This window comes from Mycobacterium sp., from assembly GCF_046095365.1.
Classification (GTDB): domain Bacteria; phylum Actinomycetota; class Actinomycetes; order Mycobacteriales; family Mycobacteriaceae; genus Mycobacterium.
The window spans coordinates 1-13,980 of record NZ_JBJTJF010000028.1 but is presented as its reverse complement, the minus strand read 5'-3'; the positions used below and the strand labels follow the sequence as shown (position 1 = coordinate 13,980).

Here is a 13,980-nt window from a genome sequence, read left to right as displayed (position 1 = left end):
CCGCACCGGCTCCCGCGGCCGGGGCCGCGGGAGTCGGCTGACCGTTGCCCGGGCCGGCGGCCTCGGGGTGATAGCCGGCGAGGAAGTCGTGCCAGCTCGGGTCCACCGAGGACGGGTCGTCGCGGAACTTTCGGTACATCTCCTCGACCAGCCACTCGTTCTGGCCGAAAGGTGAACTCGTGTCGCTCACGGAAGCGCTCGCCTCGATTCTGTGCCCTCGCGGTCGGCGGACGCCTTCAGGCTATCTCGTCGGCGTCCTCCCCGAAGCAGCTCAGACGCATGCCCGCGGCGCGGCGGACCGGCGCTACCGGGCCTCCTCGATGGCGGGCGGAGTATCGAGGCCGGGCAGCACGTGCAGGGTCACCGGCCACCGGGCCGGCGCCGGGCCGAACGCGGTACGGGCATTGTCGACGATCTTGCGGCCCATCATCCGGTTGCCGCCGCCGCCGATCGCGGCGCCGATACCGACCGGCAGCAGCTTCCCGAATGCCATCGCGGTGCGCTTGATCGTGTATTTCTTGACGAAGTACTGCATGAGCCGGGTGTTGAGTTGGGAGACCACCGGTAGCGGCAGCAGCTCGGCCTCGGCCAGCCAGGCGCCGCTGGTGCGGCCGGGTCCGAGCAGGTCGCGAACCTCGCCCTTGCCCTCGTCGCCGACGAGCACGCTGAGCACCAGGGCCCGGCGCCGGTCGCGCTGTTCGACGGGTATCCCGTGGACGTCGGCCACGGCGAGGACGAACGCCGCGGTCGCCTCGAGGAACAGCACCGTCTCGCCGGCCACCGCCGACAACGCGGTCAGCGTTCCGATGCCCGGGAAGGCCGCCGCCGAGCCGACCGCCGCACCGCTGGCCATCACCGCAGCCAGGTAGTGCTTCTCCAGTTTGGCGACGATCTCCGCGGGGGAGGCTTCGGGGTTGGACCGGCGCAACCGGGCGACGTAGGCCCGCACCGCCGGGGCCTGCACCCGCGCACTGGACTCCAGGACGTGGGAGAGGATCTTGGCCGACACCCCGGCCTCCTCCGGTGACGCCGGCAGGTTCTCCGTCGTCCGCTTACGGCGAAGCCTCATCGCGGGCCTTCCTGTGAGCCAGAGATCTTCTGGGCTGACGTCAGGCTAACGAACGGCGACGCCGCGGTGGTGCCCGAACGTGATCTCCGTCTCCCGGGCGCTACCGCCCGCCCACGCCGGCGTACCGCAGCACGGCCCCCACCCCGCCGGCGGGCGGGTGTCGCCCGTCGGCGCGGACCAGCGCGGCCCCGGTGGCCACCGCCAGCAGGGGAAGTGCCTCGTCGGCGCGCAGTATCCGGTCGGGGGAGCCGCCCAGATCCGAGACGGTCCCGGCGTCGGGTCCGATCACCTCGAGCCGGTCGTGGTCGGCGACCACGGTGGCCGCACCGAGATCACCGATGATCAGGGTGTCGACCGCCCCGTCGCGCAGCGCGGCGGTGACGTCGGCCAGGCCCGCCACCGCCAGGCCGGTTCCGTGGCCGGCCGCGAAGCGCTGCGCGGCGGCCTCGACCGCCGCGCGCCGCCGCCTGGTGAACTCCTCGGCGATCTCGCGGTGCACCTCGGCGGTGTCGATGCCGCGGGCGCGCCCGCCGCCGTGCACCTGCACGACCATGCCGGCGACGCGGTCGGGCAGGGCGGCGGCCAGATCCGCGCGGGCGTCCCCGGCGATGAACACGGTCTCGATCCTGTGCTCGTCGACCAGGTGGGTGAGCCGTCCGGCGACCTCTCGGATGTTCCTGCGGACGGCCTCCTCGACCCTGCCCTGCGCTCCGCCGTACTCCCCGGCCTCGGCCTGGTGTGCCAGGTGCACCGGGTATCCGCTGCCCCGCACGCTTTCGGCGTGGCTGCCGCCGTCGCGCAGGACGATGTCGGCACCGGTGTGGTCGACGGCAACCAGCAGGTAGCGGGTGTCGAACATGCCGTGCTCGACCACCGGGACGATGTAGGGCAGCGCCGAGACCCGCAGCGTCGTCGTGACGGGCGGCACCGCCAGGTGCTCGTCGAGCACCACCGTCGCGCCCGAGGTGATCACTGCGCGCCCGCTGCGCCCCGCCGGTGGCCGCGCGGACCGCACCGCGCAGTCGAGCGTCTCGACGACGGCGGCGTCCACAGCCGCGTCCTGAAGGTGTTTACGGACGTCGCGCAGCCTGGAGTCCAGTTGGGAGGCGGCGTCCGCTGTGTCGTGCGAGTCGTCGAAGTAGAGCGAGACGAATGGTCCCGTCGCCGTCGCGTCCACCAGGGCCCGGAAACGGTCGGGGTGCATGGACTCTCACCTTGACTCTCCCGCCCGTTTTCAAACCTAACAACACCCACCCGGCAGGGGCCATCGGCCGGACTACTGGCAGCATCGACGGCTATGACGGCCGCGGCGTCCGGATACCCGGGCAAACCGTGGAACGCTTTGTGGGCCATGCTGGTCGGCTTCTTCATGATCCTGGTCGACTCGACCATCGTCGCGGTGGCCAACCCCAGCATCATGGCGGCGCTGAAGATCACCGACTACGACCAGATCGTCTGGGTCACCAGCGCCTACCTGCTGGCCTATGCGGTGCCGCTGCTGCTGGCCGGCCGCCTCGGCGACCGCTTCGGCGCGAAGAACCTCTACATCGCGGGCCTGGCGGTGTTCACCGCGGCCTCGCTGTGGTGCGGGCTGTCCGGGTCGATCGGAATGCTGATCGCGGCGCGGGTGGTGCAGGGCGTGGGTGCGGCGCTGCTGACCCCGCAGACGCTGTCGACGATCACCCGGATCTTCCCTCCGGAGCGCCGCGGCGTGGCGCTGAGTATGTGGGGAGCCACCGCGGGGGTGGCCACTCTGACCGGGCCGCTGGCCGGCGGCGTGCTCGTCGACCACCTCGGCTGGTCGTGGATCTTCTTCGTCAACGTGCCGATCGGCATCATCGGACTTCTCATGGCGGTCCGGCTGATCCCGGCGCTGGACACCCACCCGCACCGTTTCGACACCATCGGCGTGGTGCTCTCCGGAATCGGCCTCTTCCTGATCGTGTTCGGTCTGCAGGAGGGCCAGACCCGCGAGTGGAATCGGTGGATCTGGGCGAGCATCGCGACCGGCCTGGCGGTGATGGCGGCGTTCGTCCATTGGCAGCGGGTCAACCGGCGGGAGCCGCTGATCCCGCTGGCGATCTTCGGCGACCGTAACTTCAGCCTGGCCAACATCGGCATCGCGGCGATCGGGTTCTCCTCGACCGCCATGCTGCTGCCGCTGATGTTCTACGCACAGTCGGTCTGCGGGCTGAGCCCCACCCGCGCGGCACTGCTGACCGCACCGATGGCGGTGGCCAGCGGAATCCTCGCGCCGATCGTCGGGCGGATCGTCGACCGGGCCCATCCCCGGCCGATCATCGGTTTCGGGTTCTCGACGCTGTTGCTCGCGCTGCTGTGGCTGTCGGCCGAGATGACGCCCGCGACGCCGGTGGGCCGGCTGCTGATTCCGTTGACCGTCGTCGGGGTCTCGATGGCGTTCATCTTCGCCCCGCTGGGCGCGACCGCCATCCGAAACCTCCCGCCCCGGCTGGCCGGCGCCGGCTCGGGGGTGTACAACACCACCCGTCAGATCGGGGCCGTCCTCGGCAGCGCCAGCATGGCCGCGTTGATGTCCTCGCGGATCCGGGCCGAAATACCCGCTGCCGCTCCGGGTCCCGCTGGCGGAGGCGACTACGACGTGATGCACCTGCCGACGGCCCTGCATGCCCCCTTCACCGTGGCGATGTCCCAGTCGATGCTGCTGCCGGCATTCGTGGCTCTTGCCGGAGTGCTGGCCGCGGCCTTCATGGTCGGCGGTGGGCGGCGGATTCGGGGTCCGTCCCTCAAGCGCACCCGCGGCCGGCCGGCCCGGGGTCAGTCGAACAGCACCGCCGGGTTGAGGTAGCCGGTCGGGTCCAGTGCCGCCTTGACGGCGCGCATCACGGCGATATCGGCGGGCTGGCGGGACATGGCCAGGTATCCGCGCTTGCGGGTGCCAACGCCGTGCTCGGAACTGACGTTTCCGCCGTGGGCCGCGATGAGTTCCATCATCACCGGGTAGATCAGCGCTTCCTGGTCGGGGTCGCAGCGCAGCACGTTGAGGTGCAGGTTGCCCTCTCCGACATGGCCGAACAGGACGGGCACCCCGGACGGCGCGTACCGGGACACCAGCTCAGCGGATTGGGCGGCGAATCCGGCGATGGCCGAAAGGGGAAGCGAGACATCGAATTTCACCGGCGGGCCGAACATCCCGGCCACTTCCGTCATCGACTCCCGCAACCGCCACAGCCGCTGTCGTGCGGCGGCGTCCGCGCCGACAGCCGGCACCGCGGTAGGGCTCGTGCCGCTCAGGGCCGCGGCCAGCCGCTCGGTCTGGTCGGTGTCGCCGGCCAGTTCGGCCAGCAGCAGCCAGTCACCGGTGACCGGAGCCGCACCGTCCGTGTGCCCGGCGACCAGCGCCGCGGCCCGGCCGTCGATGAGTTCCAGCGCGGCGATCGACTCCAGGTCGCGCAGCCGGCGGCCGGTGTCCACCAGCGCGGCGAGGTCGTTGAAACCGCACACCGCCGCCACCCGGTGGGCGGGAACCGGGTACAGGCGCAGGTCCACCGAGGTGATCACCCCGAGGGTGCCCTCAGCGCCGACGAACAGCGCGGTCAGGTCGTATCCGGTGTTGTCGGTGCGGACCGCCGGGCGCCGCCGCAGCACCGAGCCGTCGGGAAGGGCGACATCCAGACCCAGCACCTGTGCCCGCATCGTCCCGTAGCGCACGGTGCGCAGGCCGCCGGCGTTGGTGGCTGCCATCCCGCCGATGGTGGCAGAGTCGCGCGATGCCAGGTCCACCCCGACCGCCAGGCCGGCGTCCGCCGCGGCACGTTGCACGTCGGCCAGCGTCGCACCGGCTCCCGCCCGCACCTGCCGTTCGGCCGTGTCGACCTCGCCGATGCCGGCGAGGCGTTCGGTGGACAGCAGCACGTCGCGGTGCTCGGGCACGGTGCCGGCCACCAGCGAGGTGCGCCCGCCCTGCACGGTCACCGGCGCGCCGGCGTCGCGGCAGGTTCGCAGCACCGCCGCGAGTTCCTCGGTGTCGGCCGGACGCACCAGAGCCGAGGCGGTGCCGCGGTAGCGGCCGGTCCAGTCCACGCTGCGGGCGGTCAGCACGTCGGCCTCGGTGCTCAAGTGGGCAGTGCCGACGATGCCGGCCAGCAGCTCGACCAGCGCGGTCATGGCTGGGCTGACAGGAACAGGAACGTCGCCAGCAGCACCAGGTGCACCATGCCCTGCAGCAGCAGCGCGCGGCCCTGCGCGAGGGTCAGCACCGAGACGATCACCGACAGGGTCAGCAAGACTATCTGCGTCGGTTCCAGGCCGAGGGTCAGCGGGCCGGGCAGCCAGATCATCGCGATGGCGATGGTCGGGATGGTCAGCCCGATGGACGCCATCGCCGAACCGTAGGCGAGGTTGAGGCTTATCTGCACATGGTTGCGCGCCGCGTTGCGCACGGCGGCAATGGTTTCCGGTGCCAGCACCAGCAGGGCGATCACCACCCCGACCACCGGATAGGGCAGGCCCAGTCCGGTGACGACGTCCTCGATGGTCGGTGAGAGCAGCTTGGCCAGCCCGACCACCGCGACCAGAGCGGTGATCAGCAGGCCGAGGCTGAGCGCGGCGGTCCGCGCCGACGGCGGATCGGCGTGCCCGTCGCCGTCGGTGTCGAGCAGCCCGGTGACCCGGCCGTGTTCGTCGGCGGCCAGCGGCACGAAGAAGTCGCGATGGCGGACGGTCTGGGTGAAGACGAACGTGCAGTAGATGATCACCGACGCGACCGCGGCGAAGGCCAGCTGGGAGGTCGAGTACCGCAGTCCGGCCTCGCTGACGGTGAACCCGGGCAGCACCAGGCACACCCCGGCCAGGGTGACCACGGTGGCCAGCGCCGAACCGGAGCCTGAGGCGTTGAACACAACCAGGCGGTGCCGCAGCGCCCCGACCAGAAGGCTGATCCCGGCGATGCCGTTGAGGGTGATCATGACCGCCGCGAAGACGGTGTCGCGCGCGTAGGTGGACGCGCCCGGCCCACCACCGATCATCAGCATCACGATCAGGCCGACTTCGATCACCGTCACCGCCACGGCCAGCACCAGCGAGCCGAGCGGCTCGCCGACCCGCAGCGCGACCACCTCCGCGTGGTGGACCGCGGCCAGCACCGCCGCCGCCAGACAGACCGCGATCAGCGCCAGTGTCAGCGGATGGTCGTGGCTTGCCCAGGTGGCCAGCAGCACCGCCAGCGCCAGTCCCGGCGCCACCACGGCCCAACGGGGTTCGGCCTGCCGCGTGCTGGTGTCCACCACGTGACCATAGTGAAGTCCGGCGCACCGCCGTGGCGAAGTTCAGCCGGCGGGATCGGTCAGGTCCGGCCGGCGGCCAGCATCGCCGCGCGCGTCATCGGGTGTTGCCGATCAGTTCCACGCCGTTGCCGTTCCAGCGGAAGCGCACCACGCTCTGCAGGCCCATTCCGCCGGCGAAGGTCAGCGCCACGGTGTCGCCGGTGCTCTGGGTGGGGTCGATCCCGTTGAACCCGTAGGTGTCCGGGATACCGCTGGGGATGTACTTGCCGAGGTGGAACATCACCGCCCGGGTGTTCGGGTTGTCGGCGTTGGTGTTGGCCTTGACGATCACCGCCGACAGCGGCGCGCACTCGTTGTAGTTGCCCGCCACCGGTTCGGGGTTCCAGCCCTGCTGGCTGCGCGGGTCGCGGGGCAGTTCGGAGACGGCCTTGGCGATGGCCGGCGCGGCGAGGTCGACCGCGCACGGGTCCGGCGGCGGGGGAGTCGACGGCGCGGGTGCGGCCGGCGGCGCGGCCGCGGGAGCCGACACCGTCGTCGTCGGCAGCGGGGTCTTGGACACCGTGGAGTCCCCGGAGCTGCAGGCCGTCAGCACGGCTCCGGCGGCAAGACCCACCGTCGCGGCCGCCAGCCGATTCCACACACCGCAGCACGGTACCGGCGCGGCCCCCGGCCGACCGGACGCGACGCGCGCACGCACTAGACTCGACGCACAATGACGCCCCCCCAGCATGGCTCGGCCGAGGCTGCCGCCGTGCCCGCCGAAACCTTCGCCGAACTGCACATCCACCCCGCGGTGCTGCAGGCCGTGGCCGAGGTCGGCTATGAAACCCCGTCGGCCATCCAGGCCGCCACCATCCCGGCGCTGCTGGCCGGCTCCGATGTGGTGGGGCTGGCCCAGACCGGAACCGGCAAGACCGCGGCGTTCGCGATTCCGATCCTGTCCAAGATCGACCCGGCCAGCCGCGTCACCCAGGCACTGGTGCTGGCCCCGACCCGCGAGTTGGCCCTGCAGGTCGCAGAGGCGTTCAGCCGCTACGGCGCGCACCTCAAGATCAATGTGCTGCCGATTTACGGCGGATCCTCGTATGTCCCGCAGCTGGCCGGCCTCAAGCGCGGCGCGCAGGTCGTTGTGGGAACACCCGGCCGGGTCATCGACCATCTGGAGAAGGGCAGCCTGGACCTGTCGCACCTGGACTATCTGGTGCTCGACGAGGCCGACGAGATGCTGCAGATGGGTTTCGCCGAGGACGTCGAACGCATCTTGGCCGACACCCCCGAGTACAAACAGGTCGCGTTGTTCTCGGCCACCATGCCGCCGGGTATCAAGAAGATCACCACCAAGTATCTGCATGATCCGGTCGAGGTGACCGTCAAGTCGAAGACTCAGACCGCCGAGAACATCACCCAGCGCTATTTCCTGGTGTCCTACCCGCGCAAGATGGACGCGTTGACCCGGCTGCTCGAGGTCGAGCAGGGCGACGCGATGATCGTGTTCGTCCGCACCAAGCAGGCCACCGAGGAGGTCGCCGAGAAGCTGCGGGCGCGCGGGTTCGCGGCGGCGGCAATCAACGGTGACATTCCGCAGGCGGTGCGCGAGCGCACCATCTCTGCGCTCAAGGACGGCACCATCGACATCCTGGTGGCCACCGATGTGGCCGCCAGAGGTCTTGACGTGGAACGCATCTCGCATGTGGTGAACTTCGACATCCCGCACGACCCGGAGTCCTATGTGCACCGCATCGGGCGCACCGGCCGGGCCGGCCGCTCGGGCACGGCGCTGCTGTTCGTCACCCCACGCGAACGGCACCTGCTGAACTCCATCGAGCGGGTCACCCGCCAGAAGCTGGTCGAGGGTCAGCTGCCGTCTGTCGAGGACGTCAACGCCCAGCGGGTGGGGAAGTTCCGCGACTCGATCTCCGATGCGCTCAACGCTCCCGGCTTCGAGATGTTCCGGCGGCTGATCGAGGACTACGAACGCGACAACGACGTTCCGATGGCCGACATCGCCGCTGCGCTGGCGCTGCAGAGCCGCGACGGTGCGGAGTTCCTGATGACCGAACCGCCGCCGGAGAGCCGTCGGGAACGCCCCGAACGTCCGGCACGGGAACGAGCCCCCCGCAAGGTGCGCGACGACCTGGCCACCTACCGGATCGCCGTCGGCAAACGGCACAAGGTGAACCCCGGTGCGATCGTCGGGGCCATCGCCAACGAGGGCGGCCTGCACCGCAGCGACTTCGGCCACATCACCATCAAGGTGGACCACTCGCTGGTCGAGTTGCCCGCAAGGCTGCCTAAGGAAGCCTGGAAAAAGCTCGAGAGCACCCGCATTCAGGGTGTGCTGATCGACATCAAGCCCGACCGCGGCCGAGCCTCCGGTCCCCGGCCAACCGGCGGAAAGCCGCGCCACCCCAAGCAATGACCACCTCCGTCGAGGTCGATCAGGGCGGCCTGGAAGCCGTCTCCGGCGTCGACCGGGTTCCCGCGCTCACCGGCATCCGTGCGGTCGCCGCTCTGCTGGTCGTCGCCACCCACGCCGCGTACACCACCGGCAAGTACACCCACGGGTTCGTCGGGCTGGTCTACTCGCGGATGGAGATCGGCGTGCCGATCTTCTTCGTGCTCTCGGGCTATCTGCTGTTCGGGCCGTGGGTGCGGGCCGCTCAATCGGGCGGCCCGGCGCCGTCGCTGAAGCGCTACGCCCGCAACCGGATCCGGCGCATCATGCCGGCCTACCTCGTCACGGTGCTGACGGCGTATCTGATCTACCACTTCCGCGACGGCGGGCCCAACCCCGGCCACACCTGGTGGGGCCTGTTCCGCAACGCGACACTCACCCAGATCTACACCGACAACTATGCCTTCGCGCTGCTGCACCAGGGTCTGACCCAGATGTGGAGTCTGGCGGTGGAAGTCGCGTTCTACCTCGCCCTGCCGGTCCTGGCCTATCTGCTGATGGTCGTGCTGTGCCGGCGAGTCTGGCGGCCGGTGCTGCTGCTGGCCGGGCTCGGCGGACTGTTCGTCCTGAGCCTGGCCTGGATGGTTCTGGTGCACACCACCGACTTCCTGCCCGACGGGGCGCGGCTGTGGCTGCCCGGATATCTGGCATGGTTCGTCGGCGGGATGGCACTGACCGTGCTGGCCGCCATGCGGGTACGCGCCTACGGTTTCGTCGCGGTCCCGCTGGCGCTGCTGTGCTACGTGATCGTCTGCACACCGATCGCCGGAGAGCCGCAGACCTCCCCGACCGGCCTGGCGCAGGCGGTGGTGAAGATGGTCTTCTACGCGGTGATCGCCACCCTGCTGCTCGCGCCGCCCGCGCTGGGCGACTCCGGCTGGTACACACGGCTGCTGGCCGCCCGGCCGATGGTGTGGCTGGGGGAGATCTCCTACGAGATCTTCCTCGTGCACCTCATCCTGATGGAGATCGCCATGACCGTGGTGCTGCACTGGCAGGTCTACACCGGCAACACCGCCGGGTTGTTCGTCACGACCATGCTGCTGAGCATCCCGGTGGCGTGGGTGCTGCACCGGTTCACCCGGGTGCGTTGATACCACCCTGGTATCATGGAACCATGGCCATGACCCTCCGGCTGTCGGACGAACAGGCCGCCAAGCTTCGTGCCGCTGCCGAACGTGACGGCATCTCCATGCACGCAGCTGTTCTGAAGGCTGTCGATGACTACCTCGAGCGCCGAACAGCGCGGCGTGACGAGATCGTGGGCCGCATCGTTGAAGAACACGAGGGCCTGCTTAAGCGCCTCGCTGAGGCGTGACCGACCATCTCACCCTCGACGATGTGCTCGCTGCCGCGGAGGCGCATCTCGGGCACCCCGCGGAGGTGGGTGATTACGGTTTGCTGGAGTCCGCCGTCTTGCGGCCGCAAGCCACGGTTTTCGGCGAGGACGCCTACCCGGGAGTCCATGAGAAGGCCGCGGCGCTGCTGCAATCGCTCGCGACCAACCACGCCCTGATCGACGGGAACAAGCGCACGGCCTTCGTGGCAACCGCCTTGTTCTACGAACTCAACGGCCACCACGTGCCGGGAAGCGCTGAGGACGAGTTGTTCGACCTGGTGATCGCGGTGGCAACGAGAGACCTCGACTCAGTGCACCAGATCGCGCTGCGAATGGCGGGTATCGTCGAATGACTCGGCCTGCGCTCACCCGATCCGTACCGGCACGCTCAGTGGCCTTCGCACGTAATTGCCTCCCGCCCAGGTGATTCCGGACTCGTCGACCTCGAACTCCGGGCAGCGGGCCAGCAACTCGGCAAGCGCCGTCCGGGCCTGCATGCGGGCCGCCGCCGCGCCCAGGCAGTGGTGTGCGCCGTGGCCGAAGGTCAGGATGTTGCGCGGCCGGCGGAGCACGTCGAGCTCGGCGGCGTCGGGGCCGTACTGGCGCTCGTCGCGGTTACCCGACGCGTAGAGCAGCAGCACCTTGCGGCCGGCCGGGATGGTTGTGCCCTCGACGGTGACGTCCCGGGTGGCGGTTCGGGCCAGGCCCTGGACCGGGGAGGTGAGGCGCAGGAACTCCTCCACCGCGTCGGGAATCAGCTCCGGCTGCTCGGCCAGCAGCTTGCGCTGATCGGGGTTGTGGTGCAGCGATTGCACTGCGCCGCCCAGCAATCCGGTGGTGGTGTCGTTGCCGCCGGTGACCATGGTGAAGGTGAACGCAAGGATGGACAGAAGTCCGCGGGCGTCGCCGTCGGCGCCGACGCCGGCCGCCACCAGATGGGACACCGTGTCGTCGCCCGGGTCGCGGCGGCGGCGCTCGATGAGTTCGGTGAAGTAGCCCATCAGCTCCAGCACCGCTTCGCCGGCCCCGGCCAGTCCGCTCGGCTCGGCGCTGGCCGCCACGATGGCCTCGGTCCAGCCGTCGAAGCGGGCCCGGTCGACGGCGGGCACCCCGAGGTAGTGTGCCACGACCATGGACGGCAGCGGTTTGAACAACTCGGCGACGATGTCGCCGCCCCCGGCGGCGCGCAGCCCTTCGACGCGCTCGATGACGAACTCGCGGACCTTGGGTTCGACGGCCTCGACCTGGCGGGGGGTGAACCCGCGGGCGACGAGCTTGCGGAACTCGGTGTGCGCGGGCGGGTCCTGCATCACCATCGGCGGGTTGTCGGCCAGTCCGATGAGTTCCAGTTCGCCGTAGTTGACGGTCAGGCCCTGAGCGGAGGAGAACGTCTCATGGTCGCGCGCGGCCGCCCAGATATCGGCGTGCCGGGACAGCACCCAGTAGTCGTGCGCAGAGTTGTCCGGCACGACGTGGTGGACCGGGTCGTGCTCGCGCAGGTCGGCGTACATCGGCCAGGGGTCGGCCCAGGTGCCGCCGGCGCGGAGTTCGAAGGGCATCCCTCGTGCCTACGACAGCGGCGCCCCGGTGTCAATGGCGCCGGTTCGGCACAGCGTCCCAGCGAACTTCGGGAACCCGGGCGTCGCCTGCGAACTACGCTTCCGCCATGACCCCCGAGCCGACCCGCCGCCAGTTCCTCGTCGCCGCCGCCGGGGCCGCGGCGGTGCTTTCCGGCTGCGGTGGGTCCAAACCCGCGGCCACCGGACCGGCCGACGACGAACTCGTCTGGACTCCGGCCACCGAACTGGCCCGGCTGATCCGGGACAAGACATTGTCCCCGGTCGAACTGACTCGCGCGGTGCTGGACCGCGCGGAGCGGCTCAATGCCGACCTCCACGCCTTCCTGCACCTCGACCGGGACGGCGCGATGGCCGCGGCCAAAGCGGCCGAGGACGCGGTGATGAAGGGCGGCTCGCTCGGGCTGTTGCACGGACTGCCGGTGAGCATCAAGGACGGGGCGAACGTCAAGGGCATGCCGACCACGAACGGCAGCCGGATCACCCCGACCGCGGCGGCCGCCCAGGACGGTTCCCTGGCAGCGTCCACCCGCGCGGCCGGCGCGGTGATCTTCGGCAAGACCAACCTGCCCGCCTTCGCCCACAAGGACGTCACCGACAACCTGCTGGCGCCGCCCTGCCCCACCCCGTGGAAGGCCGGTTACAACTCAGGTGGCTCCAGCGGTGGCGCGGGCGCCGCCGCCGCCGCGGGTCTGGGGCCGTTGCACCACGGCAGCGACGGCGGGGGCTCGATCCGGATCCCCGCCGACCGTTGCGGCGTCTTCGGATTCAAGCCGTCCATCGGCCGCATCGGCCATCCCGGCTCGATGACCGCCGCCGCTGTCGGCCACGACGGGCCGTTGACCCGCACGGTCGCCGACGCCGCACTGTTGATGGATGTCTGGTCGGGCCCGGAGCGCCTCGACTACCTCTCCATCGACGGCCCGAAACCTGATTTCGCCGGGGCGGTCAGAGCCTGGGAGAAGTCCCTCAGGGGCCGCAAGGTCGCGCTCACCTTCGACTACGGCTGGATCCCCGCCGTCGACCCTGAGGTTCGCCGGCTCGTCTCCGCTGCCGCGGCGAGGTTCTCCGACCTGGGATGCGCGGTCGAGGAGGTGAACCTCAAGTGGCCCAACCCGATTCGGGCCTGGGAGGCCCTCTGGTACACCACCGCCGCCGCGTCCCGCTCCAAGTTCGCCGGCCACCAGGACTGGATCGACCCCACGCTGCTGGCGCAGATGGACGTCGGCGCGACCATCAGCGGCGTCGAGGTCGCCGAGGCGCTGCAGACCAAGGACGTCGTCTTCCAGGCTGTGGAGAACTTCTTTGCCGGCCACGACCTGCTGCTCTCGCCGGTGTGCGCGGTGCCGGCGTTCCCGTTCGACGCCCCGCCCACCGCGGCCGGCGGGGTGCCTTTCGTCACCGGTGACGTACGCCGGATGATCTGGAACGCCCGCATCCCGTTCACGCCGACGTTCAACATGACCGGCCACCCGGCGGCCAGCGTGCCGTGCGGTTTCACCGATGCCGGACTGCCGGTCGGACTGCACGTCATTGCCGCCCGGCATCAGGACGCCCTGGTGCTGCAGGCCGCCGCCGGCTTCGAGGCCGCCCAGCCGTGGGCGGCGAAACGACCGCCGGCGCCCTAGATCACCGCGCCGGGGTTCAGAATCCCGCCCGGATCCAGCGCGGCCTTGATCCGCCGGTTGAGTTCCATCGCCTCCGGGCCGATTTGCCCGGCCAGCCAGGGTTTCTTCAGCCGGCCGACCCCGTGTTCGCCGGTGATGGTGCCGCCCAGGCCGACGGCCAGGTCCATGATGTCCCCGAACGCCTTGTGCGCCCGCGCCGTCATCGCGGCGTCGGCGGGGTCGTAGACGATCAGCGGGTGGGTGTTGCCGTCACCGGCATGGGCGATCACCGAGATCGTCAGACCCGCCTCGGCGGCGATCTTCGCCACCCCGCCGACCAGATCGGCCAGTCGGGGCAGTGGCACCCCGACGTCCTCGAGCAGCAGTGAGCCCTTGGCCTCCACCGCGGGGATCGCGTAGCGGCGCGCCGCGACGAACGCCTCTCCCTCGACCGGGTCGTCGGTCGAAAAGCATTCCGTGGCGCCGGCTTCGGTGAACACCCGCGCCATGAACTCTGCGTCCCGGGCCCCGGCCGGTCCGCGGTCGTCGGAGGCGGCCACCATCATGGCGGCGGCGTCGCGGTCCAGACCCATCTTGAGTTTGTCCTCGACGGCGTTGATTGCGACGGCGTCCATGAACTCCAGCATCGAGGGCCGGATCGTGCCGGTG

General features: G+C 70.4%; 14 protein-coding genes. 6 read left to right on the top strand and 8 right to left on the bottom strand.

Going from position 1 to position 13,980, the window contains the following annotated elements:
* The 3 genes from ACKOQ4_RS02265 to ACKOQ4_RS02255 form a co-directional block, all read right to left on the bottom strand.
* Nucleotides 1-190, bottom strand: a 190-nt coding sequence (locus ACKOQ4_RS02265; protein ID WP_526288409.1) for a 2-oxoglutarate dehydrogenase E1 subunit family protein, incomplete at its 3' end; no start/stop codon positions are given.
* A 114-nt stretch (nt 191-304) separates the two neighbouring features.
* Nucleotides 305-1,069: a hypothetical protein gene (locus tag ACKOQ4_RS02260; RefSeq protein WP_526288407.1), complete on the bottom strand. Its 765-nt coding sequence runs from the start codon at nt 1,067-1,069 to the stop codon at nt 305-307.
* A gap of 100 nt (nt 1,070-1,169) precedes the next feature.
* Nucleotides 1,170-2,273, bottom strand: coding sequence for an Rv2629 family ribosome hibernation factor (locus ACKOQ4_RS02255; protein WP_526288405.1), 1,104 nt, complete (start codon nt 2,271-2,273; stop codon nt 1,170-1,172).
* A 93-nt stretch (nt 2,274-2,366) separates the two neighbouring features.
* Here ACKOQ4_RS02255 and ACKOQ4_RS02250 point away from each other — a divergent pair, with 93 nt between their 5' ends.
* Nucleotides 2,367-3,896, top strand: coding sequence for a DHA2 family efflux MFS transporter permease subunit (locus tag ACKOQ4_RS02250; RefSeq protein ID WP_526288403.1), 1,530 nt, complete (start codon nt 2,367-2,369; stop codon nt 3,894-3,896).
* Here ACKOQ4_RS02250 and ACKOQ4_RS02245 read toward each other — a convergent pair.
* The 3 genes from ACKOQ4_RS02245 to ACKOQ4_RS02235 all read right to left on the bottom strand — a co-directional run bounded on the left by ACKOQ4_RS02245 (nt 3,866) and on the right by ACKOQ4_RS02235 (nt 6,973).
* On the bottom strand, nt 3,866-5,206 hold the full coding sequence (locus ACKOQ4_RS02245) for an FAD-binding oxidoreductase (protein ID WP_526288411.1): 1,341 nt from the start codon (nt 5,204-5,206) through the stop codon (nt 3,866-3,868). The two genes, ACKOQ4_RS02250 and ACKOQ4_RS02245, sit on opposite strands and share 31 nt — an antisense overlap.
* Before the next feature lie 5 nt (nt 5,207-5,211).
* Entirely contained in the window at nt 5,212-6,333 is a 1,122-nt protein-coding gene (locus ACKOQ4_RS02240) for a calcium:cation antiporter (RefSeq protein ID WP_526288401.1), read from the bottom strand.
* Nucleotides 6,334-6,427: 94 nt separating this feature from the next.
* Entirely contained in the window at nt 6,428-6,973 is a 546-nt protein-coding gene (locus tag ACKOQ4_RS02235; protein WP_526288399.1) for an LppP/LprE family lipoprotein, read from the bottom strand.
* A 72-nt stretch (nt 6,974-7,045) separates the two neighbouring features.
* Here ACKOQ4_RS02235 and ACKOQ4_RS02230 point away from each other — a divergent pair, with 72 nt between their 5' ends.
* The 4 genes from ACKOQ4_RS02230 to ACKOQ4_RS02215 are packed head-to-tail and all read left to right on the top strand — an operon-like array spanning nt 7,046 to nt 10,480.
* Nucleotides 7,046-8,752 (top strand): DEAD/DEAH box helicase, encoded by a 1,707-nt coding sequence (locus ACKOQ4_RS02230; RefSeq protein ID WP_526288397.1) that lies wholly within the window; start codon nt 7,046-7,048, stop codon nt 8,750-8,752.
* Nucleotides 8,749-9,882: an acyltransferase family protein gene (locus tag ACKOQ4_RS02225; RefSeq protein ID WP_526288395.1), complete on the top strand. Its 1,134-nt coding sequence runs from the start codon at nt 8,749-8,751 to the stop codon at nt 9,880-9,882. Before ACKOQ4_RS02230 ends, ACKOQ4_RS02225 begins: the two co-directional genes overlap by 4 nt.
* A gap of 23 nt (nt 9,883-9,905) precedes the next feature.
* Nucleotides 9,906-10,106 (top strand): CopG family transcriptional regulator, encoded by a 201-nt coding sequence (locus tag ACKOQ4_RS02220; RefSeq protein WP_526288393.1) that lies wholly within the window; start codon nt 9,906-9,908, stop codon nt 10,104-10,106.
* Nucleotides 10,103-10,480 carry a type II toxin-antitoxin system death-on-curing family toxin gene (locus ACKOQ4_RS02215; protein WP_526288391.1) on the top strand — a complete coding sequence of 126 codons (378 nt, stop codon included), beginning with the start codon at nt 10,103-10,105 and terminating at the stop codon, nt 10,478-10,480. Before ACKOQ4_RS02220 ends, ACKOQ4_RS02215 begins: the two co-directional genes overlap by 4 nt.
* A gap of 12 nt (nt 10,481-10,492) precedes the next feature.
* Here ACKOQ4_RS02215 and ACKOQ4_RS02210 read toward each other — a convergent pair whose 3' ends face one another.
* Nucleotides 10,493-11,686 carry a cytochrome P450 gene (locus tag ACKOQ4_RS02210; RefSeq protein WP_526288389.1) on the bottom strand — a complete coding sequence of 398 codons (1,194 nt, stop codon included), beginning with the start codon at nt 11,684-11,686 and terminating at the stop codon, nt 10,493-10,495.
* Nucleotides 11,687-11,793: 107 nt separating this feature from the next.
* On the opposite strand from ACKOQ4_RS02210, the gene ACKOQ4_RS02205 reads away from it, so the two are divergent.
* The gene (locus tag ACKOQ4_RS02205) at nt 11,794-13,332 is read left to right on the top strand and encodes an amidase (RefSeq protein ID WP_526288387.1); all 1,539 of its coding nucleotides are present in this window, start codon (nt 11,794-11,796) and stop codon (nt 13,330-13,332) included.
* Here ACKOQ4_RS02205 and ACKOQ4_RS02200 read toward each other — a convergent pair.
* Nucleotides 13,329-13,980: FAD-binding oxidoreductase (locus tag ACKOQ4_RS02200; RefSeq protein ID WP_526288385.1), on the bottom strand; the 652-nt coding region annotated here is incomplete at its 5' end. The two genes, ACKOQ4_RS02205 and ACKOQ4_RS02200, sit on opposite strands and share 4 nt — an antisense overlap.

What these genes read in the sequence shown, in the direction of transcription:
- ACKOQ4_RS02260 (WP_526288407.1), bottom strand. Translation starts at nt 1,069, where the DNA reads ATGAGGCTTCGCCGTAAGCGGACGACGGAGAACCTGCCGGCGTCACCG.
- ACKOQ4_RS02255 (WP_526288405.1), bottom strand. Translation starts at nt 2,273, where the DNA reads ATGCACCCCGACCGTTTCCGGGCCCTGGTGGACGCGACGGCGACGGGA.
- ACKOQ4_RS02250 (WP_526288403.1), top strand. Translation starts at nt 2,367, where the DNA reads ATGACGGCCGCGGCGTCCGGATACCCGGGCAAACCGTGGAACGCTTTG.
- ACKOQ4_RS02230 (WP_526288397.1), top strand. Translation starts at nt 7,046, where the DNA reads ATGACGCCCCCCCAGCATGGCTCGGCCGAGGCTGCCGCCGTGCCCGCC.
- ACKOQ4_RS02225 (WP_526288395.1), top strand. Translation starts at nt 8,749, where the DNA reads ATGACCACCTCCGTCGAGGTCGATCAGGGCGGCCTGGAAGCCGTCTCC.
- ACKOQ4_RS02220 (WP_526288393.1), top strand. Translation starts at nt 9,906, where the DNA reads ATGGCCATGACCCTCCGGCTGTCGGACGAACAGGCCGCCAAGCTTCGT.
- ACKOQ4_RS02210 (WP_526288389.1), bottom strand. Translation starts at nt 11,686, where the DNA reads ATGCCCTTCGAACTCCGCGCCGGCGGCACCTGGGCCGACCCCTGGCCG.
- ACKOQ4_RS02205 (WP_526288387.1), top strand. Translation starts at nt 11,794, where the DNA reads ATGACCCCCGAGCCGACCCGCCGCCAGTTCCTCGTCGCCGCCGCCGGG.